21 protein-coding genes are annotated in these 25,912 nt (G+C 72.8%); 13 read left to right on the top strand and 8 right to left on the bottom strand.

The genetic code is table 11. From position 1 onward, the window contains the following. The first annotated feature begins 32 nt into the window (after positions 1-32). Positions 33-992: a bifunctional riboflavin kinase/FAD synthetase gene (locus tag ACZ501_RS32635; RefSeq protein ID WP_361608777.1), complete on the top strand. Its 960-nt coding sequence runs from the start codon at positions 33-35 to the stop codon at positions 990-992. Between the two features lie 110 nt (positions 993-1,102). Here ACZ501_RS32635 and ACZ501_RS32640 read toward each other — a convergent pair whose 3' ends face one another. From ACZ501_RS32640 to eccE, 3 genes are all read right to left on the bottom strand, one after another. Next, positions 1,103-3,613 carry an SCO5717 family growth-regulating ATPase gene (locus tag ACZ501_RS32640; protein WP_468800222.1) on the bottom strand — a complete coding sequence of 837 codons (2,511 nt, stop codon included), beginning with the start codon at positions 3,611-3,613 and terminating at the stop codon, positions 1,103-1,105. Positions 3,614-3,776: 163 nt separating this feature from the next. Beyond that, positions 3,777-4,499 (bottom strand): hypothetical protein, encoded by a 723-nt coding sequence (locus ACZ501_RS32645; protein WP_361608773.1) that lies wholly within the window; start codon positions 4,497-4,499, stop codon positions 3,777-3,779. Then, a complete protein-coding gene (gene eccE, locus ACZ501_RS32650) occupies positions 4,496-5,770 on the bottom strand; it encodes a type VII secretion protein EccE (protein ID WP_361608771.1) in 1,275 nt (424 codons plus the stop codon). Before eccE ends, ACZ501_RS32645 begins: the two co-directional genes overlap by 4 nt. 256 nt (positions 5,771-6,026) lie before the next feature. On the opposite strand from eccE, the gene eccB reads away from it, so the two are divergent. The 4 genes from eccB (at position 6,027) to ACZ501_RS32670 (ending at position 9,745) form a co-directional block, all read left to right on the top strand. After that, positions 6,027-7,598, top strand: coding sequence for a type VII secretion protein EccB (eccB, locus tag ACZ501_RS32655; protein ID WP_361608769.1), 1,572 nt, complete (start codon positions 6,027-6,029; stop codon positions 7,596-7,598). An 11-nt stretch (positions 7,599-7,609) separates the two neighbouring features. Next, positions 7,610-8,821, top strand: coding sequence for a type VII secretion-associated serine protease mycosin (mycP, locus tag ACZ501_RS32660; RefSeq protein ID WP_361608767.1), 1,212 nt, complete (start codon positions 7,610-7,612; stop codon positions 8,819-8,821). Between the two features lie 212 nt (positions 8,822-9,033). Further along, a complete protein-coding gene (locus ACZ501_RS32665) occupies positions 9,034-9,390 on the top strand; it encodes a WXG100 family type VII secretion target (RefSeq protein WP_361608765.1) in 357 nt (118 codons plus the stop codon). Between the two features lie 43 nt (positions 9,391-9,433). Further along, positions 9,434-9,745, top strand: coding sequence for a WXG100 family type VII secretion target (locus ACZ501_RS32670; protein ID WP_361608763.1), 312 nt, complete (start codon positions 9,434-9,436; stop codon positions 9,743-9,745). A gap of 88 nt (positions 9,746-9,833) precedes the next feature. Here ACZ501_RS32670 and ACZ501_RS32675 read toward each other — a convergent pair whose 3' ends face one another. Further along, entirely contained in the window at positions 9,834-10,067 is a 234-nt protein-coding gene (locus ACZ501_RS32675) for a DUF397 domain-containing protein (protein WP_007266914.1), read from the bottom strand. Between the two features lie 120 nt (positions 10,068-10,187). Next, positions 10,188-14,144 (bottom strand): type VII secretion protein EccCa, encoded by a 3,957-nt coding sequence (eccCa, locus tag ACZ501_RS32680; protein ID WP_468800223.1) that lies wholly within the window; start codon positions 14,142-14,144, stop codon positions 10,188-10,190. 215 nt (positions 14,145-14,359) lie between these two features. Between eccCa and eccD the strand changes: the two genes are divergently transcribed. The 6 genes from eccD to ACZ501_RS32710 all read left to right on the top strand — a co-directional run bounded on the left by eccD (position 14,360) and on the right by ACZ501_RS32710 (position 21,444). After that, positions 14,360-15,859 (top strand): type VII secretion integral membrane protein EccD, encoded by a 1,500-nt coding sequence (gene eccD / locus ACZ501_RS32685; RefSeq protein ID WP_468800225.1) that lies wholly within the window; start codon positions 14,360-14,362, stop codon positions 15,857-15,859. Positions 15,860-16,031: 172 nt separating this feature from the next. Continuing rightward, entirely contained in the window at positions 16,032-16,319 is a 288-nt protein-coding gene (gene rpsO / locus ACZ501_RS32690; protein ID WP_008737721.1) for a 30S ribosomal protein S15, read from the top strand. Between the two features lie 286 nt (positions 16,320-16,605). Further along, positions 16,606-18,825, top strand: coding sequence for a polyribonucleotide nucleotidyltransferase (locus tag ACZ501_RS32695; RefSeq protein ID WP_361606705.1), 2,220 nt, complete (start codon positions 16,606-16,608; stop codon positions 18,823-18,825). After that, positions 18,822-20,201 carry a M16 family metallopeptidase gene (locus ACZ501_RS32700; protein WP_361606694.1) on the top strand — a complete coding sequence of 460 codons (1,380 nt, stop codon included), beginning with the start codon at positions 18,822-18,824 and terminating at the stop codon, positions 20,199-20,201. Before ACZ501_RS32695 ends, ACZ501_RS32700 begins: the two co-directional genes overlap by 4 nt. Positions 20,202-20,232: 31 nt before the next feature. Then, positions 20,233-20,985 (top strand): 4-hydroxy-tetrahydrodipicolinate reductase, encoded by a 753-nt coding sequence (gene dapB, locus ACZ501_RS32705; protein ID WP_361606691.1) that lies wholly within the window; start codon positions 20,233-20,235, stop codon positions 20,983-20,985. A 15-nt stretch (positions 20,986-21,000) separates the two neighbouring features. Further along, entirely contained in the window at positions 21,001-21,444 is a 444-nt protein-coding gene (locus ACZ501_RS32710; RefSeq protein WP_361606688.1) for a hypothetical protein, read from the top strand. Positions 21,445-21,518: 74 nt separating this feature from the next. On the opposite strand, the gene ACZ501_RS32715 is transcribed toward ACZ501_RS32710, so the two are convergent. Together ACZ501_RS32715 and ACZ501_RS32720 are read right to left on the bottom strand one after the other, a co-directional pair. After that, positions 21,519-22,073 (bottom strand): PH domain-containing protein, encoded by a 555-nt coding sequence (locus ACZ501_RS32715; RefSeq protein ID WP_468800227.1) that lies wholly within the window; start codon positions 22,071-22,073, stop codon positions 21,519-21,521. A 48-nt stretch (positions 22,074-22,121) separates the two neighbouring features. Next, positions 22,122-22,373, bottom strand: a complete 252-nt coding sequence (locus ACZ501_RS32720; RefSeq protein WP_468800229.1) for a hypothetical protein — start codon at positions 22,371-22,373, stop codon at positions 22,122-22,124. 428 nt (positions 22,374-22,801) lie between these two features. On the opposite strand from ACZ501_RS32720, the gene dapA reads away from it, so the two are divergent. Both dapA and ACZ501_RS32730 read left to right on the top strand, forming a co-directional pair. Then, positions 22,802-23,701 carry a 4-hydroxy-tetrahydrodipicolinate synthase gene (dapA, locus tag ACZ501_RS32725; RefSeq protein WP_361606679.1) on the top strand — a complete coding sequence of 300 codons (900 nt, stop codon included), beginning with the start codon at positions 22,802-22,804 and terminating at the stop codon, positions 23,699-23,701. Between the two features lie 112 nt (positions 23,702-23,813). After that, positions 23,814-25,499, top strand: coding sequence for a ribonuclease J (locus ACZ501_RS32730; protein WP_361606676.1), 1,686 nt, complete (start codon positions 23,814-23,816; stop codon positions 25,497-25,499). A gap of 211 nt (positions 25,500-25,710) precedes the next feature. Here the strand turns inward: ACZ501_RS32730 and ACZ501_RS32735 are convergent. Next, on the bottom strand, positions 25,711-25,912 hold a 202-nt coding region (locus ACZ501_RS32735; protein WP_468800231.1), incomplete at its 5' end, for a hypothetical protein.

Raw genomic sequence — 25,912 nt, forward strand, 5'->3', positions numbered from 1 at the left:
GACCACACGGGTTCGGGCGAGGAGCGGTCACAGTGCAGCGCTGGCGTGGCTTGGAGGACATCCCCCAGGACTGGGGACGCAGCGTCGTCACCATCGGCTCCTACGACGGCGTGCACCGGGGACACCAGCTGATCATCGGCCGGGCCGTGGCGAAGGCCCACGAGCTGGGCGTCCCGGCGGTCGTCGTCACCTTCAGCCCGCACCCGAGCGAGGTCGTGCGGCCCGGCAGCCACCCGCCGATCCTGGCCCCCTACGACCGCCGTGCCGAACTGATGGCCGGTCTCGGCGTCGACGCGCTGCTGATCCTGCCCTTCACGGCGGAGTTCTCGCAGCTGTCCCCGGCCGACTTCATCGTCAAGGTGCTGGTCGACAAGCTGCACGCGCGCGCCGTCATCGAGGGCCCGAACTTCCGTTTCGGCCACCGGGCCGCCGGGAACGTCGACTTCCTGCGCGAGCTGGGCTCCACCTACGACTACGAGGTGGACGTGGTGGACCTGGTGGAGCGCGGCGAGGCGGGCGGCGGCGTGCCGTTCTCCTCGACCCTGGCGCGCCGGCTGGTCGCCGAGGGGGACATGGAGGGCGCCGCCGAGATCCTGGGCCGTCCGCACCGGGTCGAGGGCGTCGTGGTGCGCGGTGCGCAGCGCGGGCGCGAGCTCGGCTACCCGACGGCCAACGTCGAGACGCCGCCGCACACCGCGATCCCGGCCGACGGGGTCTACGCGGGCTGGCTGACGGCCGACGGCGAGCGGATGCCGGCGGCGATCTCGGTCGGTACGAACGTGCAGTTCGATGCCACCGAGCGCACCGTGGAGGCGTACGCGATCGACCGCGTCGGCCTGGACCTGTACGGGAAGCAGGTGTGCGTCGACTTCCTCGCGTACGTGCGGGGGATGGCGAGGTTCGAGTCGCTCGACGGGCTGCTGGAGGCCATCGCGGACGACGTGAAGCGGGCGCGGGTCCTCACGGACTCCTTCGACGCCGCGCGGCGCTGACCGCCGCGCCGCTCCGCCGCGTTCGACGGGGGAAGGGCCCGTACCGTCCTGGGACGGTACGGGCCCTTCCCCGTGCCTGCCGTGTGCCGGCCCGTCAGGCCGTCAGTCCGTCAGCCGAGGCGCGGGTCGCGCGGGGATTCGCCGGGGTACTGCGGCGGCTGGAGGGCCGGGGGCTGCTGCCAGGGCTGGCCCGGCTGCGGGTAGGGCTGCTGCCCGTACGGCGGCTGGGCGGCCTGGGGCTGGGCGGCCTGGGGCTGCTGCCCGTACGGGCCCTGGGGCTGTCCCTGCGGCGGCTGCTGGGGGTGCTGCGGCTGCGGGGGCATCTGGGGCGCGCCCCAGTGGACCTGCGCGGCCTGCTGCTGGGCGCGTACGAAGTCCTCGGCGACCAGGGCGGACAGGTTGAAGTACGCCTCCCGGGTCTTGGGCCGCATCAGGTCGAGGTCCACCTCGGCACCGGCCGCGAGGTGCTCGTCGAACGGCACCACGACGACCCCGCGGCAGCGGGTCTCGAAGTGCTGCACGATGTCCTCGACCTTGATCATCTTGGCGGTCTCGCGCACCCCGGAGATGACGGTGATCGAGCGCGAGACGAGATCGGCGTAGCCGTGGGCGGAGAGCCAGTCGAGCGTGGTGCTCGCGCTGCTCGCGCCGTCCACGGACGGGGTGGAGATGATGATCAGCTGGTCGGCCAGGTCCAGGACCCCGCGCATGGCGGAGTACAGGAGCCCGGTGCCCGAGTCGGTCAGGATGATCGGGTACTGGCGGCCGAGCGTCTCTATGACGCGGCGGTAGTCCTCGTCGTTGAAGGTCGTGGAGACCGCCGGGTCCACGTCGTTGGCGATGATCTCCAGGCCGGAGGGGGCCTGCGAGGTGAACCGCCGGATGTCCATGTACGAGTGCAGGTACGGGATCGCCTGGACCAGGTCCCGGATCGTCGCGCCGGTCTCGCGGCGGACGCGGCGGCCGAGGGTGCCGGCGTCGGGGTTCGCGTCGATGGCCAGGATCTTGTCCTGGCGCTCGGTGGCGAGGGTGGCGCCGAGGGCGGTGGTGGTCGTGGTCTTGCCGACGCCACCCTTGAGGCTGATGACCGCGATCCGGTAACAGGACATCACCGGCGTGCGGATGAGCTCCAGCTTGCGCTGGCGGTCGGCCTCGGCCGCCTTGCCGCCGAAGCGGAAGCCGGAACGGGTGGGCTTCGGCTTCTGCTTGGCGCGGATGAGGCGGTCGGAGGACAGCTCCACGGCGGCGGTGTAGCCGAGGGGGGCGCCGGGGCCCTGGCCGGGGTGGGGCTGCTGCGGGTACGGCCCCTGCGCGGGTGCCTGCGGCTGCGGGGGCGGGTAGCCCTGCGGTGCGTGCTGCTGCGCCTGCTGAGGCGGGAACGCGTAGCCCTGAGGGGGCTGCGGTGCCTGGGCCTGCTGCTGCGGGGGCGCGGGCGGGAAGCCGTAGCCCTGCGGGGGCTGCGGTGCCTGGGTCTGGGCCTGCTGCGGTTCCGGGGCGGGCGGGAACCCGTATCCCTGCGGGGGCTGCGGTGCCGGGTACCCCGGCTGCGGCTGCTGCTGCGGCTCCTGGGCGGGCGGCGGGAAGCCGTAGCCCTGGGGTGCGCCCGGGGCGCCGAACGCGGGCGGCAGCGGCGGCAGTTCACCCCCGGGTCCCCCGACCGGAGTTCCCCCGGCCGGGGTGGGCGTCCGCGTGGCGGCAGGCGGCGCCTCCTCGGCGGCCGCCGAGAACGCCGGCGGTACGGCGTCCACCGGAGCGGGAGCCGGCTCGTCCTGCCCGGCGGGGCCGGAGGACGCTCCCTCGGCCTCGGCGGCGGGGGCCACGGCGGGCACCGGGAACGGGGCGGCCGGCTCCGCCTGCGCGGGCGCGTCGGGGCCGGGGGATGTTCCCTCGGTCTCGGCGAAGGGGGCGGGTGCGGCGATGGGGGCCACGGCGGGCACCGGGAATGGGGCGGCCGGCCCGGCCTGCGCGGGGGCGTCGGGGCCGGGGGACGCTTCCTCGGTCTCGGCGAAGGGGGCGGGTGCGGCGATGGGGGCCACGGCGGGCACCGCGAACGGGGCCGCCGGCCCGGTCTGCGCGGGCGCCGCCGGGAAGGCCGCGGGGGTGCTCGCGGGCAGCGCCGGGAGCGGCGCCGGCCCCTGGGACGCCTCGCCGGCGCCCGCCTCCCGCTGGCCGGGCACCGGTGCCGCGGACCCCGCCTCGCCGGCCGCAGCCGCCGCTCCGGCCGCAGCCGGGAACGGTGCCGCCGCTCCGGACGCCTGGCCCGGGCCCCCGGCTTCCTGGCCCCCGGACGCCGGTGCCGCGGGGGCGCCCGCCTGCGCCGGGACGGCGGACGGGGCGTCGGAGGAGGGGGACGGCGCGGCCGGGCGCGGCGACGCCGGAGCGATCCGCATCGTCGGCGGCGAGACCACGTCCGCCGGGCGGTGCGGTTCGAAGCCGCCGCCTTCCGGCAGCCCGGGCACCCCCGCCACCGGCGCGGCCGGCGCGGACGAGCCCTGGGTGTACCAGGCCGGCGGGGTGTAGTCGATGGTGAACTCGCCCGTCACATCGGGCTCCGCGTCGGACTGATCGTCCGTCGGGACGTCCCACGTCCCGCCGCGCCTCTCGTTCCGATCGCCGCTCACTGGTCCTCCTGGTCTGTCGAACACCGGTCGGGCGCCCAACTCGACGCCGCGCCCGCGCTCAGCCTAATCGCGCCCGGCGACCGAAAGCCCCCGAGGTCGCGCCCCCGTACTCCTGCCTACAGGCCGCTCCCGCCCTGAGCAACCGTCACCGCGCACCGGTGCCTCAGTCGATGCGCCGCGCCGCCCCCAGCAGCCCGGTCTCCGTTTCCGTGCCCTGGGTCATCACGAACTTCCGGTCCCGCGGCGTGCACCACAGCGTCACCCCGTCCCCCAGGGTCGGCAGCGACTCCACCGCAGCCCTCGGCAGCCGCATCAGCGCGCCGATCCGCTCCGCCTCGTCCGGGGACACCCGCTGCACCCCGGCCAGCGCCGAGTTCGCCAGCAGCCGGGGCGCGGCCGGGCTCAGGTACGGCAGCAGGGTCAGCACCGACTGCCAGGGCCCCGCCACCACCCGTCCGCGCGGCGGCCGCATCCCGCAGTCCCGGACCACCAGCACCGGGCTGCCCGCCGAGGCGCCCTGCGGCGGGACCCGGCCCACCTCGTGCAGGGTCACGCACTGCTGCCCGCCGCCGGCCGCCCGGGCCAGCCCGGCCCACACGGACGCCCGCCCGGTCTCCACCGCGACCCGGGCCCCCGTCGCGGCCGTGCGCAGGGCCAGCACCTGGGCCGTCCACAGGCCGCCGATCAGCGTGACCTCGTACGGGGTCGGCCGGTTGACGCCGAGCACCGCCGGCCGCCCCTCGGCGTCCACGCCGATGACGACCCCGTCGTCCCCGACGGGCAGCGCCAGCGCGTCCAGATCCGCCGCCGGGACCACGTGCCGCTCCCGGCGGGGGCCGATCAGCCCGAAACCGCCCCGCACCCCGCCCCGTATCCTGCCGCTCATCGCGCCCCTCCCAGCGGCAGCGAGGCCAGCAGCCCCGGCACCTGTTCCCGGTCGAGCCGTACCAGCCCGGTCTTCACGCCCCGCGCCGTCCGTTCCAGTTCCCGCCGGGCCGCCACCAGCTCCTCGTCGCTGCGCCCGGTGACCCGTACGTGTCCGGTCAGCGTCACGCCCTGGCGCGCGGCCGGGGCCATCGTGAGGCTGAAGTTCGTGGCCAGCGCCGGCAGCGAGGTGAGCAGCGCCACGAACTGGGGCAGGGCCGCCCCGGCCCCGCCCAGCTGCGGCCAGCGGCCTATCCAGTACGTGGTGTGGCGCCGGTCGTCGCAGCGCCAGGTCCTCGGGGTCTCCTCGGTGCGCCGGCCGGTACTCGCCGAACGGCCCGCCTGCGTGATCGCCATCGGGTTCGCGCACGAGGAGGTCGCCAGCGCGCCCGTCAGCTCCTGCTCCGTCAGCACGGTGGCCCGGAACCCGGCCCCGGTCAGCCGGCTCGCCAGCTGGTCGGCCGCCCGCACCACGCAGCGCTGCGCCCCCGCCAGGCCGCCGCCGCGCGCGGCGACCGCCTCGGGGCACAGCTCCGGGTCGAGCTTGAGCGCGATCCACGTCAGCCGGACCGCCGGGGTGCCCGTGCGGGCCTGGAGCGGGGCGTAGTTGAGCGTCGCCATCGACCGGGCCGGCAGGTGCGGAGCGGGCGCGGGCTGCGTGTGCTGGACCAGCTGCGCCGACTCCAGCCGGATCCCGTCCACGTCGAGGACGTCCCGGATCAGGGACAGCGGCAGCGGCCGCTCCGTGCGGTCGGGCCGCAGTGCGGTGGCGTCCGTGTCCACCTGCACCACGGCCGTCAGGAAGGTCCCGTCGCCGACCAGCCCCACCGGGCGCCGCTCGCGGTCGCCGAAGGTCGAGGTCCGCAGCGCCGGATCGGCCTCGACCAGCGGCGCCAGCCCGGGCTCGGTCCCGGCGGGCACCGTGAAGGAGGCGGCCCTGCGCCGCCGGGCGCGCAGTGCGAGCGCGCCGCCGATCCATTCGGGCAGGGAACGCTGGTGGCGGCGTACGAGGGCGAGCAGCGCCAGGGCCGCCGCCAGGACGCCGGCGGGCACCAGCAGCAGCGGTTCCACCACCCAGGCCACGAGCAGCGCGGCGGCCGCCAGCTGGAGGAGGACGAGCTGTTGCAATCGGAACGGTCCGAAGCGGCCAGGGCTCGGTCGCGGATGCGGCGTGACCCCGCCGCGCGCGGGTGCGGCCGCGGCAGTCCGCGGCTCCGTCACGCTGGCACTCACTCGCGCACCTCCCCATCCCGGGGGCGGATCCGACGGGTTCCGGCACGGCGCGGCAGCCGCCGCCCGCCCCCGGGAACCTTCCCAATCCACCCCAACCAGCCCTGAACACCCCGGCCTGGACGGCGCTGAGCGGCCGCCCCAGCCTACCCGCCCCCTGCCGACCCTCCGTCAAGAGGCATAGTAGGTCCCCGGTCCGACAACCAAGGCCCGGTGAGCGGCCCCACCGACCGGGCCGTGCGGGGAGAAGCAGGCGGTCATGGCATCCCGACGTGATGAGCTCAACGCGTACACCTTTGCGAAGCGGCGCACCGTGGCCGCGTTCCTCCAGCCCTCCGCCACGGGTACTGAAGAGGGCGCTCCCCGCCCGCTGCGCGCGGTCCTGCCCGGTGTGGTGATCGGCGCGCTGGTGGTCGCGGGCTTCGGCGCCTGGGGCATGTTCAAACCGCAGGCGCCCAAGGGGTGGGACAAGCCCGGCGCGATGGTCATCGTCGGCAAGCAGTCGACGACCCGGTACGTGGTGCTGACCACCAAGGTGAACGGCAAGGACCAGACCCGCCTGCACCCCGTGCTCAACCTGGCGTCGGCGCGGCTGCTGCTCGACCCGCGCACGTCCAAGGTCGTCCAGGTCGAGGACAAGGTGCTGGACGCGGGCAAGCCGCCGCGCGGCCCCATCATCGGCATCCCCTACGCCCCCGACCGGCTCCCCGCCGCGGCGGAGGCCGGCAGGGCCAAGCGCTGGGCCGTCTGCCAGCGGCCCGGCGGCAACAACCGCGGCGTGCAGACCGCCGCCTTCGTCCTCGCCGACCGCGAGGCGGGCCTGCTGGACGACGGCCACCGCACGACCGGCACCCAGGTGCTGTACGTGCAGAACACCGGCGGCGCCAAGGAGCGCTACCTGGTCGACGCGGCCGGCACCAAGTACAGGTTCCCCGACGGCCGGCCCGACTCCGGGACCCTCACCACGGCCCTGGTCGGCACCGGCGCGACGCCGCAGCCGGTGACCGGGGAGTGGCTGGCCACCCTCAACTCCGGCGACGACCTGGCCTTCCCGCAGCTGCCCGGCACGCCCGGCGCGGACGCCGCCGTCCCGGGCCTGGGCGGCGCCGACGCCAAGGTCGGCATGGTGCTGACCGCGCAGACCGGCTCCGGCACCCAGCACTACGTCGTCCTGCCCGACCGCGTCGCACAGGTCTCCGAGTTCGTGGCGTGGCTGCTGATCTCCTCGCCCGCGACCGACAGCCTCAACATGCACGGCAAGGCCCGCGAGACCGACCTGCAGTCCCTGAACCCGGGCGCCCCCTTCAAGGACGACGCCAAGTGGCCCCGCCGGCGCGCCAGCCAGGTCAACCGGGTCGCGGACACGCCCGGCGCCGTGCAGGGCGGCGAACGGCGCGACACCGTGTGCAACGTCCTGCGTTCCGTCGACGGCCAGGGCAACCAGACGCTGAGCACCTGGGCCGGCACCGGTTTCCCCGTCGACATCACCGCCAGCGGCACCAGCTCGTACGTCACCCCCGGCACGGGCCTGCTCTACACCCAGGTGCAGGGCCGGCAGACCTCGGCGGGCGGCGCCCTGTTCCTGGTCACCGACACCGGCCTGCGGTACGCCGTCCAGGCCAACGGCGACAGCGACGCCGCGCGGTCGGGCATCGGGGCGGCCCCGCAGGCGCCGGGCGCGGGCGACGGCCGGCCCGAGCCCAGCCAGGCCCAGGTGCGGCTCGGCTACGGCAACGTCGTCCCCGCCATGGTGCCGATCGCCTGGTCGGAGTTCCTGTCCAAGGGACCCCGGCTGGACACCAACTCGGCCCGTCAGCCCCAGGGTTCGTGAGGACACCGGCCATGTCGCAGCTCTCCCGCGCCGCCGTGGCGGCCACCGCCTTCGCCCTGACGGCCCTCGGCGGCACGGCGCCCGCACCGCAGTTCCCGTACGCCCTCGCCCTGGACGGGGCGGGCGAGTGCACCTTCCCCATGAAGAAGCAGATCGCCGACCGGCCCTGGGCCCTCCAGCGGGTCATGCTCGACGCCCTGTGGGCGCGGACCAGGGGCCAAGGGGTCCGGGTCGCGGTCATCGACACCGGCGTGGACCGCGCCAACCCGCAGCTCGCCGGCGCCCTCGACACGGGCGCGGGCCGGGACTTCCTCGACCCCAAGGGCGGCGACGGCACCAACGACACCGCCGGGCACGGCACCAAGGTCGCCGGACTGATCGCGGCCCGGCCCCAGCAGGGCACCGGCTTCGTCGGCCTCGCCCCCGAGGCCACCGTCATCCCCATCCGGCAGAACGACGGTCAGGGCAACGGCAACGCGGCCACCCTCGCCCAGGCCATCGACCACGCCGTCGCCAAGGGCGCCCAGGTCATCAACGTCTCCCAGGACACCGACGCCCCGCTGACCGCGGACTCCGAGCTGGCCAAGGCCGTCCAGCGGGCCCTGGCCGCCAACGCCGTGGTCATCGCCTCGGCGGGCAACGACGGGCTGAGCGGCCAGAAGCGAAAGACCTACCCGGCGGCCTTCCCCGGGGTCCTCGCCGTGGCCTCCTCCGACCGCAACAACGAACGGGCGGCCTTCTCCCAGCCCGGCGACTTCATCGGGGTCGCCGCCCCCGGCGTCGACATGGTCTCCACCGTCCCCGGCTTCGGCCAGTGCGTCGACAACGGCACCAGCTTCTCCGCCCCCTACGTCGCCGGGGTCGCGGCCCTGCTGCGCGCCGAGCACCCGCAGTGGACCCCGCAGGAGGTGGTCTGGCAGATCCAGAACACCGCCGAGCGTTCGGTCAACGGCCGCGACGACTACGTCGGCTGGGGCGTCGTGGACCCGGTGCGGGCCGTCACCCAGGACGCCGGCACCCCCCGGCCCCCCGTCCCGGACCCGGGGCCGCCCCCGGCGGCCGCGCCCCGGGCGGCCGCCCTCCAGCTGTCGGAGACCGCACGGGAGCGGCAGGAGCGGCTCGGCACCTACGCCCTCGGGATCGCGGGCGTCCTCATCGCCGTCATCGCGGGGACCGCCACCGTCGTGCGCGACGCGCGCGCCCGCCGCGGCCGTTTGCAGTGAACGGCACGGTCCGGCCGCGGAACCGGGCGGCCGGTGTTGGGCGGGTCGGCCGAACTGACTAGAGTGACCGCAGGCTTCACGACTGTGATCGGCGATCCGTGTGAAGCGGAGGGGGAAGTCCGGTGCGTGTGGCGCGAGTTCGCGCCCCCGGCATCCGCTCCGCCATGCAATCCGCCGGTTCTGCCGGGGAATTGAGAAGTGAGGAGCTTCGGATGACGAACAATTTCGGACTTGCGGACGATCCGGTCGTCAAGGCGGCCAACAAGATCTCCGAGACGGCCAACGCCGTGACCGCCCAGGCCCGTGAGCTGGCCGACATCCTCGCCACCGCGCACGCGGGCTGGACCGGTGTGGGCGCCGGCGGCTTCCAGAAGGCCCAGTCGGACCTCAACCTCGACCACGACGAGATCCGCCGGCTGCTCACCGTCCTGCACGACGCCGTCGCGCAGACGAAGAACCTGACCAACGCGCAGGACGAGGACGTCCGCGCGGCGTTCAAGACGATCAACGCCGGTGCCGGTGCCGCGGCGGGAACCGGCGGCGTCCGCTCGGGCCTCGAGAGCCTCTGACGCCCGCCCCGCCCCAGCACACCCCAGCCCGAAGGAGAAGGACATGGCAGGCAACGAAGACGGCCACACCCGGGTACGGTACGAGAGCGTCCAGCAGATGGCGGACCGCATCCGCGTCGTCTCCAGGAACATCCTCAAGGACCTGGAGGAGATGGAGGCGGCCGTGAAGGTCGTCACCGACACCTGGGACGGCGAGGCTCACATCGCCTACCTCGACCTCCAGAGGAAGTACCACGGCCGCGCGGACCACATGCAGAAGCAGCTGGAGTCCGTCGCCCAGCTCATCGAGCGCGGCAAGGGCGACTACCGCGCCACCGACGTGAAGGCCTCCCGCCTGTTCACCGAGGCCTTCTGAGCCCGTACGGCGCTGCGTACGCACGGCATGCGAAGGGGGCGCGCCCGGCCAGGGCGCGCCCCCTTCGCATGCCGTGCCGCCGGCCCGCTCAGGTGAGGTCGAACTCGCCGTCCCGTGCCCCGAGGACGAAGGCCTCCCACTCGGCCGCCGTGTAGCGCAGCACCGTGTCGCGGTCCAGTGAGGACCGCATCGCCACCGCGCCCTCGGGCAGCTTGGCGATCTCGACCCGCTCCTCGTCCGGGCTGGTCCCGGGAGGCCCCTGCCACTCGACGTCGCTGATGTCGAGCGCGTACAGCTCGTCCTTCTCCTGCTGGGTGCCCATGCGCGGCCCTTCCCGTCGGTCGTGCGGTCCTGCTCGGTCTTCGCTGCCGATTATCGGGGGAACGCGGCCGCCGGGGGACCCCTTTCCCCCGATGGCCGCGCGACCCCGCCCGCGCACTCCCTACGGCCGCGGCATGCGGCCCAGCTGCACCAGCGAGGTGCCGCGCCGGCGCGAGACGTGGTAGCCGCGGCCCGGCGGCATCGGACGGGAGCGGACGGTGCCCAGCAGATCGCCCTCGGAGGGGTCGCCCGACAGCACCACGCCCTGCGCGCCCAGCTCCTTGATCCGCTGCATGAAGGGCTCGTACATCGCCCGCGAGGCACCCGCCGAACTGCGGGCGATGACGAAGCGGACCCCGGTGTCCCGGGCGAAGGGCAGGAACTCCACCAGCTGCGCCAGCGGGTTGCCCTGGCTCGTGGCGACCAGGTCGTAGTCGTCGATCACGATGAAGACGTCCGGCCCCGACCACCAGCTGCGGTCCCGCAGCTGCTGCGGGGTGACGTCCGTCGGCGGCTGCCTGCGCGAGAACACCCCGACGAGCGCCTCCATGTGCATCTGCAGGGAGCTCGCCATCGGCGCGTACTCCAGCAGGTACTCCTCCGGCAGCGCCCCCAGCAGCCCCCGCCGGTAGTCGCCGACCACCAGCTTCGCCTGGTCGGGCCGGTAGCGCTGGGCGATCTGCCGGGCGATCAGCCGCAGCAGGTTCGTCTTGCCCGACTCGCTCTCGCCGAACACCAGGAAGAAGGGGTCGCTCTCGAAGTCGACGAAGACCGGCTCCAGGGCCGTCTCGTCGATCCCGATGGCGATCCCCCGCTCGGGGAACTCCCCGCCCTTGGGCAGCTGGTCCGCGTGCAGCAGCCGCGGCAGCAGCCGCACCCCGGGAGCCGAGGGACCGGCCCAGCCCGCCCGCACGGCCGCCACGAAGTCCCCGGTGGCCTGCGAGAGGCTCTCCGCCTCGTGCCAGCCGTCGATCCGCGGCAGCGCCCCCAGGAAGTGCAGCTTCTCCGGCACCTGCCCGCGCCCCGGCATCCCCGTGGGCACGTTCGCCGCGACCCGGCGGTCGAACTCGGAGTCCATGACGTCGCCGAGCCGCAGCTCCAGCCGGCTCAGCAGCTGGTCCTTCAGGGCCGCCCGCACCTCCATGTACCGGGCCGCCGTGATCACCACGTGGATGCCGTAGCCCAGTCCCCGGGCCGCGATGTCCGTCACCACCGGCTCCAGGCCCTCGTACTCGCCGCGGAACCCGCCCCAGCCGTCGACGACCAGGAACACGTCGCCCCACGCCTCGCCGGGCAGCTCGCCCGCCGCCCGCCGGCGCCGGTAGGTGCCGATGGAATCGATGCCCTCGGCCCGGAAGAACTCCTCGCGGCGGGCCAGGATCCCCGCCACCTCCGCGACCGTGCGCCGCACCCGCTCCGGATCCAGCCGGGAGGCGATCCCGCCCACGTGCGGCAGCTCCGCCACCGAGGACAGCGCGCCGCCGCCGAAGTCCAGCCCGTAAAACTGCACCTCGCGCGGGGTGTGCGTCAGCGCGAACGAGGAGATCAGCGTCCGCATCAGCGTCGACTTGCCCGACTGCGGACCGCCGACGACCATCATGTGGCCCGCCGCCCCGGAGAAGTCCCGGTACAGCACCTCGCGCCGCTGCTCGAAGGGCTTGTCGATCAGGCCGAGCGGCACCACGAGCCCGCCCGGCCGCGTGTACCCCTCCGCGTGCAGCCCCCGCTCCGCCGACGGCGCCAGCGCCGGCAGCAGCTGGTCCAGGGACGGGGCCTGGTCCAGCGGCGGCAGCCACACCTGGTGCGCCGGCACCCCCTGCCCCTCCAGCCGCCCGACGATCACGTCGAGCACCGTGTCCGCGAGCGCGTCGTCCGTCCGCTCCGACCGCTCCTCCGCCGGGTGGGCCGGGTCCGGAGCCGCGTACACCACCGGGACCGGAGCCGCCGTGAACAGCGCGGGCCGCCGCTCCACCGGGAACGGCCCCACCGACAGGTCCTGCCCGCCCGAGCGGTAGGCGCCCGAGACGTACGCCGCCTTGAACCGGGTCATCTCGTCCGTGCCGAACTTCAGATAGCCCGAACCGGGCACCGACGGCAGGTGGTACGCGTCCGGCACGCCGATCGCCGTCCGCGACTCCGCCGCCGAGAACGTCCGCAGACCGATCCGGTAGGAGAGGTACGTGTCCAGCCCGCGTAGCTTGCCCTCCTCCAGCCGCTGGGAGGCCAGCAGCAGGTGCACGCCCAGCGAGCGCCCGATGCGGCCGATCTGGATGAACATGTCGATGAAGTCGGGCTTCGCGGTCAGCAGCTCGCTGAACTCGTCGATGACCAGCACCAGGGAGGCCAGCGGCTCCAGCGGGGCGCCGGCCGCACGGGCCTTCTCGTAGTCGTGGACGTTCGCGTAGTTGCCCGCCGAGCGCAGCAGCTCCTGACGGCGCTGGAGCTCGCCGCGGATCGAGTCGCCCATCCGGTCGACCAGCGTCAGGTCGTCCGCCAGGTTGGTGATCACGGCTGCGACGTGCGGCATCTGCCCCATGCCGGTGAAGGTGGCACCGCCCTTGAAGTCCGCGAGGACGAAGTTCAGCGTCTCCGAGGTGTGCGTCACCGCCAGCCCCAGCACCAGCGTGCGCAGCAGCTCCGACTTGCCCGAACCGGTCGCGCCCACGCACAGCCCGTGCGGGCCCATCCCCTCCTGCGCGGCCTCCTTCAGGTCCAGCATCACCGGCGCGCCGTCCTCGCCCACACCGATCGGCACGCGCAGCCGCTCACCGGCCGAACGCGGCCGCCACGTGCGGGAGACGTCCACCGAGGCCGCGTCGCCCAGGTTCAGCAGGTCCGTGAAGTCCAGGTTCGCCAGCAGCGGCTCGTCATCGTCCCCGCCGCCGGTGCGCAGCGGCGCCAGCTGCCGGGCCAGGGCCTCCGCCGCGGGCAGCGACAGCGTGTCCGGCACGCCCTCGTACGCGACCCCCGCCCCCGACTCCAGCCGCAGCCGGCCCGGCCGCACCACGACCGACAGACCGCCGCGCCGCTCGTCCAGCTCGCCCGCGACCACCTCCACGATGGTCACGCCCTGCAACCCCTCGGCCGCCGCGAACACCGAGTCGGGCGGCACCAGGCCCCCGTCGAGGACCACCACCAGGTGCGGCTGGTCCAGCACCGGCGACACCTCGCGGCTGAACCGCGGCCGCCCCTCCAGCCGGGACCCCAGCAGCCCCTCCAGCTCACCCAGGTCGTCGCCGAACAGCCGCTTCGTACCGGCCCCGTCGACCTGCCCCGGCACCTGCACGTGCGGCAGCCACTTCACCCAGTCCCACGACGGCACCGCCCCCCGCGCGGCCACCACCGCCACCACCAGGTCCTCGGGGGAGTGCAGCGTCACCAGCTGCGCCACCATCGCCCGCGCCGCACCGCGCGCCGACTCCGCCTCCCCCGAGACCGTCACGTGGTAGAACGCCCGCAACGACACCGCCACCGGCAGCCCGTCCAGCGAGGAGTGCACCTTCAGGAAGCGCTGCATCGCGCCCGCCGTCAGCGGCTCCAGCTCGTCCACCGGGGCCGTGTCCGGAGCCACCAGCGCGGTCGCGAGCCGCTGCGCGCCCAGCCCCAGCCGGGCCTGCCCGAAGTCCGCGTCGCCGACCCGCCGCTCCCACAGGCGCGAGCCCTCCGCCACCACCGACCACAACTGGTCCGGCGCGGGGTGCAGGTACAGCTGCGCGTCACGCTGCGCCCGCGCGGTGCGGCGCACCTGACGGCGCGTCTGCGCGAGGTACTTGAGGTAGTCGCGCCGCACGTCGGCCATTTGCCCCTGCGTACCGCGCCGGTAGCGCACCAGCTGCGCGATGACCATGCCCACCGTGGACGCCAGCATCAGCACGCCCATGACCCGCATGAACGGGGCCGTGCCCGGCATGAAGAAGAAGACGACCGACGAACCCATGCCCAGCATCGGCAGGAGCTGCATCAGCATGCCCTCCTGCTGCCCCCGGGGGAGTTCCGGCGGCGCCTCCAGCCTCAGGTCCTCGGAGGGGACTTCGGGCGGCAGCGACCGGGGCGGGCGCTTGACGACGATCTGGCTCACCGGAGCATCAATCCCTCGAAAACGGACGGGACGACGCGGCCGGCGCCCCCAACTCCCGGGCCCGGAGGGGCACTCCCGCACCCCGCGCCCGGCGCGACGGTGATCCTACTTGCCGGCGCCCGGGCAGCCGCCGGGTAGGGTGACGCCCGCATCATGCGCATCCGCGAATCGGCCGCCGCCGCGGCGGGGCGGCGCCAACCAGGGGGGTCACACAGGTGAGTACGGCCGAGGCGACCGGTTTCTGCAGGGTCACCGTCGTGGCCCCCGACAGCCGCATCGACGTCGCCCTCCCCGAGGACATCGCCGTCGCCGACGTCTACCCCGAACTGCTGCGCCTCACCGGCCAGACCCAGCCCGTCGGAGCCCCCACCGGCTTCCACCTCGTCCGCCGCTCCGGCGCCGTCCTCGACGGCGCCCGCACCCTCGCCGCCCAGCAGGTCCTCGACGGCGAGGTGCTCAGCCTGCGCCCCTTCGCCGAGTCCCTGCCGCCCGCCGTCTTCGACGACGTCTCCGACGCCGTCGCCTCGGCCGTCGTGCGCGACCGCCACCGCTGGAGCGACGACATGCTCCGCGGGGCGGGCCTGGCCGGCGCCGCCCTGCTGCTCGTCCTGCTCGGCTTCGTCCTCTGGTACGCCGACCCGGTCCGCCACGACATGCACGGCCTCCCCGGCGTCATCGCCGGGGCCGTCGGCCTGCTGCTCACCGCCGCCGCCGGGGTCCGCGCCCGCGTCTACCGCGACCGGGGCTCCGCCGTCGCCCTCGGCCTCGGCGCGCTGCCGCACCTGCTGATCGCCGGCTCGGGCATCGTCGCCGCCGGCGCCGGCCAGGGACCGGGGCGCCTGCAGTTCCTGCTCGGCTGCGCCTGCGTCCTGGTCGCCTCCGTCGCGCTGGTCGCGCTCACCCCGCACGGGGACGCCCCCTTCGTCGCCGCCACCTTCCTCGCCGCCACCGGGACCCTGGCCACCTTCGGCGCCATCGCCGCCGACGCCTCCGCCACGGCCACCGCCGCCGTGTGCGCCCCCGCCGCGATCGGGCTCGTCGCCTTCCTGCCCGGCCTGTCCGCCCGCTTCGCCCGGCTGCCCATCGGGTACGCCGCCCCGCAGAGCGCCGCGCCCGACTACGAGGCCCCCGACCGCCACGACGCCGATCCGTACGCCGACCAGGGCGGCGCCGACCAGCAGGCGGCACCGCTCGACGCCGAGACCATCGCCGCCCAGGCCCGGCGGGGCCACGAGATGCTCCTCGGCCTGGTCGGAGGCTGCGCCGCCGTCACCGTCGCGTCCGCCGCCGTCCTCGGCTTCTCCGGCAGCACCTGGGCCCGGCTGCTGGCCCTCGCCGCGGGGCTGGCGATGCTGCTGCGGGCCCGCCTCTTCCGCTACACCTCCCAGGTGGTGTGCGCCCTGGCCGCGGGCCTGGCCGCCGTGGGGCTGCTGATCCTGGGCCTGGCGCTGCACCCGCCCGCCGCTCTCGTGTTCGAGCTCACCCGCTACCACGACCGCGGCGGCCTGGACCTGCGCACGGTGTGGCTCTCGGCTGCCGTCGCCGCCGGAGCCGCCCTCCTCGTCGGAATTGCGCTTGTCATCCCCCGCAAGGGCCTGTCACCCTTCTGGGGAAGGCTGCTCGACCTCACCGAGGCCGCAGTACTGCTCAGCCTGGTCCCGCTGGCCCTCGCCGTGCTGGACGTCTACGGCCGCGCCCGCTCTCTCACCAGCTGAGACGGCCCGACCCGACAGCCTGGTACGCTGTGTGACGGCCGTTTGTGTACGCGTCCCCGGAGACCTCTGGAGACTGCGCCCAGCGGACCCCGCCTCCCGAGTAACGGAAGCTCCCCAGAGAATTCGACCTGGGGCACTCGGTGGCAACGAAGACCTATTACGAGGAGTACGCGTGCCGCTCGACGCCGCAACGAAGAAGCAGCTCATCGCAGAGTTTGGTGCCAAGGAGGGCGACACCGGCTCCCCCGAGGTCCAGGTCGCGATGCTGTCCCGCCGCATCTCGGACCTGACCGAGCACCTCAAGACCCACAAGCACGACCACCACTCCCGTCGTGGTCTGCTGATCCTGGTCGGCCAGCGCCGCCGCCTGCTGCAGTACCTGGCCAAGAAGGACATCCAGCGCTTCCGTACGCTGGTCGAGCGCCTCGGCATCCGTCGCGGTGCGGCCGGCGCCAAGTAAAGACGCTGTGAAGGGAGCGGTTCCCACACCGATGGGGCCGCTCCCTTTGCTGTACGTGCGCGACGTACCGGACGCTTTGTAGTCTGGGACACAGCGCACAACTGAAGAGGAGGAGCGCCCTCCCTACGCCGCCGGTCCTCGGTAGTGGCATCCGGAAAGCCCCGCGACGGGGCTCAGAACCGGGTGCTTCGATCGAAGACCGGCCCGCACGCCAGGAGCGCTTCTCCGCAACCGTCCGCCACCACACGGGTGACGGACGGAGACGACGAAAATGGAGATATCGCTAGTGGAGAACGAGACCCACTACGCCGAGGCCGTCATTGACAACGGTTCCTTCGGCACCCGCACCATCCGCTTCGAGACGGGCCGTCTGGCCCGCCAGGCCGCCGGCTCCGCCGTTGCCTACCTGGACGACGACACGATGGTGCTCTCCGCGACCACCGCGTCGAAGAAGCCCAAGGACCAGCTCGACTTCTTCCCCCTGACGGTGGACGTCGAGGAGCGCCAGTACGCGGCCGGCAAGATCCCCGGCTCCTTCTTCCGCCGCGAGGGCCGCCCCTCCGAGGACGCGATCCTCACCTGCCGCCTGATCGACCGCCCGCTGCGCCCGTCCTTCAAGAAGGGCCTGCGCAACGAGATCCAGGTCGTCGCCACGATCATGGCGCTCAACCCCGACCACCTGTACGACGTCATCGCGATCAACGCCGCGTCCGCGTCCACCCAGCTGGCCGGCCTGCCCTTCTCCGGCCCGATCGGCGGCGTCCGCGTCGCGCTGATCCGCGGCCAGTGGGTGGCCTTCCCGACGCACACCGAGCTCGAGGACGCCGTCTTCGACATGGTCGTCGCGGGCCGCGCCCTGGAGGACGGCGACGTCGCGATCATGATGGTCGAGGCCGAGGCCACCGAGAAGACCATCGCCCTCGTCAAGGGCGGCGCCGAGGCGCCGACCGAGGAGGTCGTCGCCGCGGGTCTCGACGCCGCGAAGCCGTTCATCAAGGTCCTCTGCAAGGCCCAGGCCGACCTGGCCGCGAAGGCCGCCAAGCCCGAGGGCGAGTTCCCGGTCTTCCTGGACTACCAGGACGACGTGTACGAGGCCCTCGCGGCCGCCGTCAAGGGCGAGCTCACCCAGGCGCTGACCATCGCGGGCAAGCAGGACCGCGAGGCCGAGCTGGACCGCGTCAAGGAGATCGCCGCCGAGAAGCTCCTCCCGGCCTTCGAGGGCCGCGAGAAGGAGATCTCCGCCGCCTACCGCAGCCTGACCAAGGCCCTGGTGCGCGAGCGCGTCATCAAGGACAAGGTCCGCATCGACGGCCGCGGGCTCACGGACATCCGTACCCTCGCCGCCGAGGTCGAGGCCATCCCGCGCGTGCACGGCTCGGCGCTCTTCGAGCGTGGCGAGACCCAGATCCTGGGCGTCACCACCCTCAACATGCTCCGCATGGAGCAGCAGCTGGACACCCTCTCCCCGGTGACCCGCAAGCGCTACATGCACAACTACAACTTCCCGCCGTACTCCGTCGGCGAGACCGGCCGCGTGGGCTCCCCCAAGCGCCGCGAGATCGGCCACGGCGCGCTCGCCGAGCGCGCGATCGTGCCGGTCCTGCCGACGCGCGAGGAGTTCCCCTACGCGATCCGCCAGGTGTCCGAGGCCCTCGGCTCCAACGGCTCGACGTCCATGGGCTCGGTCTGCGCCTCCACCATGTCGCTGCTGAACGCCGGTGTGCCCCTCAAGGCCCCGGTCGCCGGCATCGCCATGGGCCTGATCTCCCAGGAGATCGACGGCAAGACCCACTACGTCGCCCTCACCGACATCCTCGGTGCGGAGGACGCCTTCGGCGACATGGACTTCAAGGTCGCCGGCACCAAGGAGTTCGTCACCGCCCTCCAGCTCGACACCAAGCTGGACGGCATCCCGGCCTCCGTCCTGGCCGCGGCCCTGACCCAGGCCCGCGACGCCCGCCTCCACATCCTCGACGTGATGATGGAAGCGATCGACACGCCGGACGAGATGTCCCCGAACGCCCCGCGGATCATCACCGTCAAGATCCCCGTGGACAAGATCGGAGAGGTCATCGGCCCCAAGGGCAAGATGATCAACCAGATCCAGGAGGACACCGGCGCCGAGATCACGATCGAGGACGACGGCACCATCTACATCGGTGCCGCCGACGGCCCGGCCGCCGAGGCCGCCCGCGCCACGATCAACGCGATCGCCAACCCGACCATGCCGGAGGTCGGCGAGCGGTACCTGGGCACGGTCGTCAAGACCACCACCTTCGGTGCCTTCGTCTCCCTCATGCCCGGCAAGGACGGCCTGCTGCACATCTCGCAGATCCGCAAGCTCGCCGGCGGCAAGCGCGTGGAGAACGTCGAGGACGTGCTCGCGGTCGGCGCCAAGGTGCAGGTCGAGATCGCCGAGATCGACCAGCGCGGCAAGCTCTCCCTGGTCCCCGTGATCGAGGGTGAAGAGGCCGCTGAGGCTGACAAGGACGACTCCGACAAGTGACGTCGCGTAGTTCCCGTGTGACGGCCCGCCCCTCCTCCGAGGGGCGGGCCGTCGCCCGTACCCAAACACTCCTCAAGGGCCGCAGCGGCATCGGCACCGTCCGGCGCACGGTCCTGCCCGGCGGACTGCGCGTCGTCACCGAGACGCTGCCCTCCGTCCGTTCCGCCACCTTCGGCATCTGGGCCAACGTGGGCTCGCGCGACGAGACGCCCGCTCTCAACGGCGCCACCCACTACCTGGAGCACCTCCTCTTCAAGGGCACCGCGCAGCGCACCGCCCTCGACATCTCCTCCGCGATCGACGCGGTCGGCGGCGAGATGAACGCCTTCACGGCGAAGGAGTACACCTGCTACTACGCCCGGGTCCTCGACACCGACCTGCCGCTGGCCATCGACGTCGTCTGCGACATGCTCACCGGTTCGCTGATCCGCGAGGAGGACGTCGACGCCGAGCGCGGGGTCATCCTCGAAGAGATCGCGATGACCGAGGACGACCCGGGCGACATGGTCCACGACCTGTTCGCCCAGACCATGTACGGGGACTCGCCGCTCGGCCGCCCCGTCCTCGGCACCGTCGACACCATCAACGCCCTCGGCGCCGACCGGATCCGCCGCTTCTGGAAGAAGCACTACGACCCGACCCGCCTGGTCGTGGCCGCCGCCGGCAACGTCGACCACAACAAGGTCGTACGCCAGGTCCGCGCGGCCTTCGAGAAGGCCGGCGCGCTGGGGCACACCGACGCCCAGCCGGTCGGCCCGCGCACCGGCGCCAAGCGGATCCGCACCGCGGGCCGCGTCGACCTGGTCAGCCGCAAGACCGAGCAGGCCCACGTGGTCCTCGGCATGCCCGGCCTGTCCCGCACCGACGACCGCCGCTGGGCCCTGGGCGTGCTGAACACCGCCCTGGGCGGCGGCATGTCCTCGCGGCTCTTCCAGGAGGTCCGCGAGAAGCGCGGCCTGGCCTACAGCGTGTACTCGTACACCTCCGGCTTCGCCGACACCGGCCTCTTCGGGGTCTACGCCGGCTGCCGGCCCAGCCAGGTCCACGACGTGCTGCGGATCTGCCGCCAGGAGCTCGACACCGTCGCCTCCGAAGGCCTCACCGACGAGGAGATCCGCCGAGCCGTCGGCCAGCTCTCCGGCTCCACCGTCCTCGGCCTGGAGGACACCGGCGCGATCATGAACCGCATCGGCAAGAGCGAGCTGTGCTGGGGCGACCAGATGTCCGTCGACGACATGCTGGGCCACATCTCGGCGGTGACCCCGGACGAGGTCCGCGCGGTCGCCCGGGATGTACTGGCGCAGCGGCCCTCGCTCGCGGTGATCGGCCCGCTCAAGGAGAAGCAGGCCGCCCGCCTCGACGAAGCGGTCGCCTAGACCCGTACGCACGCACCCTAAGGAAGCAACAATGAGCAAGCTGCGCGTGGCGGTCCTCGGCGCCCGGGGCCGCATCGGCTCCGAGGCGGTCAAGGCCGTCGAGGCCGCCGCGGACATGGAGCTGGTGGCGGCCCTCGGACGGGGCGACAAGCTCGAGACGCTGGCCGAGGCGGGAGCCCAGGTCGCGGTCGAGCTGACCACCCCCGACTCGGTGATGGGGAACCTGGAGTTCCTCATCGGCCACGGCATCCACGCCGTGGTCGGCACCACCGGCTGGAACGAGGACCGCCTCGCCCGGCTGAACACCTGGCTGGCCGCCTCCCCGGAGACCGGGGTGCTCATCGCCCCGAACTTCTCCATCGGCGCCGTCCTCACCATGAAGTTCGCCGCCCAGGCCGCCCGCTACTTCGAGTCCGTCGAGGTCGTCGAGCTGCACCACCCGAAGAAGGTCGACGCCCCCTCCGGCACGGCGACCCGTACGGCCCAGCTCATCGCGGCCGCCCGCGCCGAGGCCGGCCTCGGCGCCCAGCCGGACGCCACCGCCACGGCCCTCGACGGCGCCCGCGGCGCCGACGTCGACGGCGTACCGGTGCACGCCATCCGCCTGCGCGGGCTGCTGGCCCACCAGGAGGTGCTGCTCGGCGGCGAGGGCGAGACCCTGACCATCCGTCACGACTCCCTGCACCACAGCAGCTTCATGCCGGGCATCCTGCTCGGCGCCCGCCGCGTGACGCAGACCCCGGGCCTCACCTTCGGCCTGGAAAACTTCCTCGACCTCGGCTGATGAGGCAGTAGCAGCATGCGCGCGAAGATCACCTACCTCGTCACGGCCGCCGTCCTGGTCGTCTACTTCGTCCTGGTCGGCAGCCGGGGCCTGATGCTGATCCAGCAGGGCACCTGGCTCACCGTCACCTTCGGGGCGGCCGTGCTCGTCCTGCCGGTCATCGGCATCTGGTTCCTCTGGATGAACACCCGGTTCGTCACGCGGGCCAACCAGCTCGCCGCCGAGCTGGAGGCCGAGGGCGGCCTGCCCGCCGACGAGCTCGAACGGGACGAGTACGGCCGGATCCTGCGGGACTCCGCCGACGAGGTGTTCGCGCGCCGCAAGGCGGAGACCGAGGACGCGCCGGGGGACTGGCGCACCTGGTTCCGCCTCGCCGTCGCCTACCACGACGCCCGCGACACCCCGCGGGCCCGCAAGGCCATGCAGCGGGCCATCGCCCTGCACCAGGCACGCGCGTAGGCGCCGCGGAGGCGCACACGGAAGGGCCCGTACGGGACGATCCCCGTACGGGCCCTCGTGCCGTTCTCCCGCCCTCAGGCGGGCACGGCCCGGTACTCCTCGGCCCACGCCTCCACCTGTCCGGCAGCCCGGTCGAAGGCCTCGCCGCGCGCCAGGAAGTCGGCGCTGTGGTCGGTCAGCAGCACCGGCAGCTGCGCGCCGCTGCGCGCGGCCACCGTCAGCGCCTGTCCCTGCACGGTCCTCGGCAGTCCCAGCCAGCGCACCGGCTGCTGGACCGTGCTGACCCCGGCGACCTCGCTCCAGGCGAGGGAGCGGGTCCCGAAGAAGCCGACCCGGCGCAGCCCCGAGGGGCTCACCCACACGCCCGTGCGCAGGATCCGCAGTGCGGATCCGACCACGGCCAGCGAGGCGGCCAGGGCGATGCCCGCGCCGGTCCAGGTGCCCGCGAAGGCGATGATCACCGTCGCGAGCAGCATGAAGGCGGAGAGCAGCAGCAGCACCGCCGCACCGGCGACCCGCCAGGGGCCGGGCCGGTAGGGGCGACGCCATCGTCCGGGATCCGCATGAGGGAGGGCTTCGTCCTCGTGTGCGTCGAAGACGCCGTCGGCCGTCAAGAAGGGCAGGGGCACGGCAGGACCTCACTCACATGCACGTTCGGTTGGGCTGTGCCCGTGAGGCTACCGCTCCGCGGACACCTCCGACGGCTGCGCCGTCCCCGCGGGCTTCTCGGACGCCTGGTACGGCTGCAGTGCGGGCATGCCGAAGAGCAGCGAGCCCACGAGCCCCGCCACCACGGTCAGTCCGACCAGACTACGGGCGGTGATCTGGGCCACGCCGAGACGCTCGCGCGGCGGCGGAGTGACGTTGCTACGGAAACGGTCGGCCTCGGCGACGAAGGCGAAGGGGACGGGTTCGCGCCGGCGAAACATGGGGGCGACTCTCCTCGGGGTCAGGGCCTCGCGGCCGTGGTCTGACGGACGGTGTGCTTTCTCCTGGACAGACGAACGAGGGGCCCGTTCGGTGCCGGATTCCGGGAGATCGAGCAGAATGCGCGGCGCCCCGCAGCAAGGGGTGAAGCCCATGCGGCCGACCTGGGCGGGCCGCGACGGCATCGGCCGCGTTGCCCTGTAAGGCTTGATACACGCGTGGCGTACGCATGTGCGGAGACAAGTCCCAAGTGTCCGTATTGCGGCGTTTCGTAAAGTTCATCTAGGCTGATCAAACGGACCCGGCACTGCTTGAACCCCCGAGCAGGCAGTGCCGGGATCCAACACCTTCCGGCCGTTGCGGGGCGGCACCGCCTGTTGACGTCCCCCGAGGGGACACTGCGAGCATGGCAGCGAGTAGCGTGTTACCCATGGCTCCGATCTCGACTCCGCAGACCCCCTTCGGGCGGGTCCTCACCGCCATGATCACGCCGTTCACGGCTGATGGCGCACTTGACCTCGACGGCGCGCAGCGTCTCGCCGTCCACCTGGTGGACGCAGGCAACGACGGCCTGATCATCAACGGCACCACCGGTGAGTCGCCGACCACCACCGACGCGGAGAAAAACGACCTCGTACGAGCCGTACTCGAAGCGGTCGGCGACCGCGCCCACGTCGTGGCCGGCATCGGCACCAACGACACCCGCCACACCCTCGAGCTCGCCCGCCAGGCAGAGCGCACGGGCGCCCACGGCCTCCTCGCCGTGACGCCCTACTACAGCAAGCCGCCGCAGGAAGGCCTCTTCCAGCACTTCACGGCGATCGCCGACGCCACCGAGCTGCCGGTCATGCTCTACGACATCCCCGGCCGCAGCGGCGTCCCGATCAACACGGAGACGCTGGTCAGGCTGGCCGAGCACCCCCGGATCGTGGCCAACAAGGACGCCAAGGGCGACCTCGGCCGCGCCAGCTGGGCCATCGCCCAGAGCGGCCTCGCCTGGTACTCCGGCGACGACATGCTGAACCTGCCGCTCCTGTCGGTCGGCGCCGTCGGCTTCGTCTCCGTCGTCAGCCACGTGGTCAGCCCCGAGCTGCGAGCCATGCTCGAGGCCCACATCGGCGGCGACGTGCAGAAGGCCACGGAGATCCACCAGAAGCTCCTGCCCGTCTTCACCGGTATGTTCCGCACTCAGGGCGTGATGACCACCAAGGCCGCCCTGGGCCTCCAGGGCCTGCCCGCCGGCCCGCTGCGCCTGCCCCTCATCGGACTGACCGACGAAGAGACGGCCCAGCTCAAGATCGATCTTGCCGCGGGCGGGGTACAGCTCTGACAACGGACTTCACAACTGAACAAGCAAGACCGAAACAGACAAAGCAAGTGCACGAATGACATGCGCGCCACGTGCCTGAGGGGTACGTGGCGCGCGTGGTGAAGGAGAACCTTTGAGCCATCCGCACCCTGAACTCGGCCCCCCGCCGAAGCTCCCCAAGGGCGGCCTTCGGGTCACCCCGCTGGGCGGCCTCGGAGAGATCGGCCGCAACATGACCGTCTTCGAGTTCGACGGCCGCCTGCTGATCGTCGACTGCGGCGTGCTCTTCCCCGAGGAAGAGCAGCCCGGCATCGACCTGATCCTGCCGGACTTCTCGTCCATCCGAGACCGCCTCGACGACATCGAGGGCATCGTCCTCACCCATGGTCACGAGGACCACATCGGCGCTGTTCCGTACCTCCTGCGCGAGAAGCCGGACATCCCGCTGATCGGGTCCAAGCTGACGCTGGCGCTCATCGAGGCCAAGCTGCAGGAGCACCGCATCCGCCCCTACACCCTCGAGGTGAAGGAGGGCGAGCGCGAGAACCTGGGCCCGTTCGACTGCGAGTTCATCGCCGTCAACCACTCCATCCCGGACGCCCTGGCCGTCGCCATCCGCACCGGAGCGGGTCTGGTCGTCGCCACCGGCGACTTCAAGATGGACCAGCTGCCGTTGGACAACCGCCTCACCGACCTGCACGCCTTCGCGCGTCTGAGTGAAGAGGGCATCGACCTCCTCCTCTCGGACTCGACGAACGCCGAGGTCCCGGGCTTCGTCCCGCCGGAGCGCGACATCTCCAACGCCATCCGCGGTGTCTTCGCGGGTGCCCAGAAGCGGATCATCGTGGCGTCCTTCGCCAGCCACGTGCACCGCATCCAGCAGATCCTCGACGCCGCCCACGAGTACGGCCGCCGGGTCGCCTTCGTCGGCCGCTCGATGGTCCGCAACATGGGCATCGCCCGTGACCTGGGCTACCTCCGGGTCCCGGCCGGCCTGGTCGTCGACGTCAAGACCCTCGACGACCTGCCGGACGACGAGGTCGTGCTGGTCTGCACGGGCTCCCAGGGCGAGCCGATGGCGGCCCTGTCCCGCATGGCGAACCGCGACCACCAGATCCGGATCGTCCCCGGCGACACCGTGATCCTGGCGTCGTCCCTGATCCCGGGCAACGAGAACGCGGTCTACCGCGTGATCAACGGCCTGACCCGCTGGGGCGCCAACGTCGTCCACAAGGGCAACGCCAAGGTCCACGTCTCGGGCCACGCCTCCGCCGGCGAGCTGCTGTACTTCTACAACATCTGCAAGCCGCGGAACCTGATGCCGGTCCACGGCGAATGGCGCCACCTGCGCGCCAACGCCGAGCTCGGCGCGATGACGGGCGTCCCGAAGGACCGCATCGTCATCGCCGAGGACGGTGTGGTCGTCGACCTGATCGACGGCAAGGCCCGCATCTCCGGCAAGGTCCAGGCCGGCTACGTGTACGTGGACGGCCTCTCGGTCGGCGACGTCACCGAGGCCTCGCTGAAGGACCGCCGCATCCTGGGTGACGAGGGCATCGTCTCGGTCTACGTCGTGGTCGACAGCACCACGGGCAAGGTCGTGAGCGGGCCGAACATCCAGGCGCGGGGCTCCGGCATCGAGGACTCGGCCTTCGGCCCGGTCAGCGCGAAGATCGAGGAAGCCATCGCCCGCGCCGCCGCCGACGGCGTCGCGGAGCCGCACCAGATCCAGCAGCTCATCCGCCGGACCATGGGCAAGTGGGTGTCGGACAGCTACCGCCGCCGCCCGATGATCCTCCCGGTCGTGGTCGAGGTCTGACCTCGGCTTACGTAGCGACCTCACTGGAGCGGGGCAACCGGATTTGCGTCCGGGGGCTCCGCTCCAGTACGTTTACGTCTCCACCTCGCAGGGACCCGGGCACACACGTGTGCCCGTTGCCGTGTGCGGGCGGGCGGGTAATCGGCGGCAGGGAAACCTGCTAATGTCTGATCCGCCCGAAAGGGAAAGGCCCTCCGAAGGCCATCGGAATTCAAACCGAGTCGGGAACGATGCGGAAAAGATTCTGATAGAGTCGGAACCGCCGGAAAGGAAAAGCGCGAAAGCGCAGGACCTGGAAAGCACCGAGGAAATCGGACACGAAAGAGTCTGATAGAGTCGGAAACGCAAGAACACAGAACGAAAGCCCGGAGGAAAGCCCGAGAGGGTGAGTACAAAGGAAGCGTCCGTTCCTT

Source organism: Streptomyces sp. NPDC034085 (assembly GCF_055575555.1).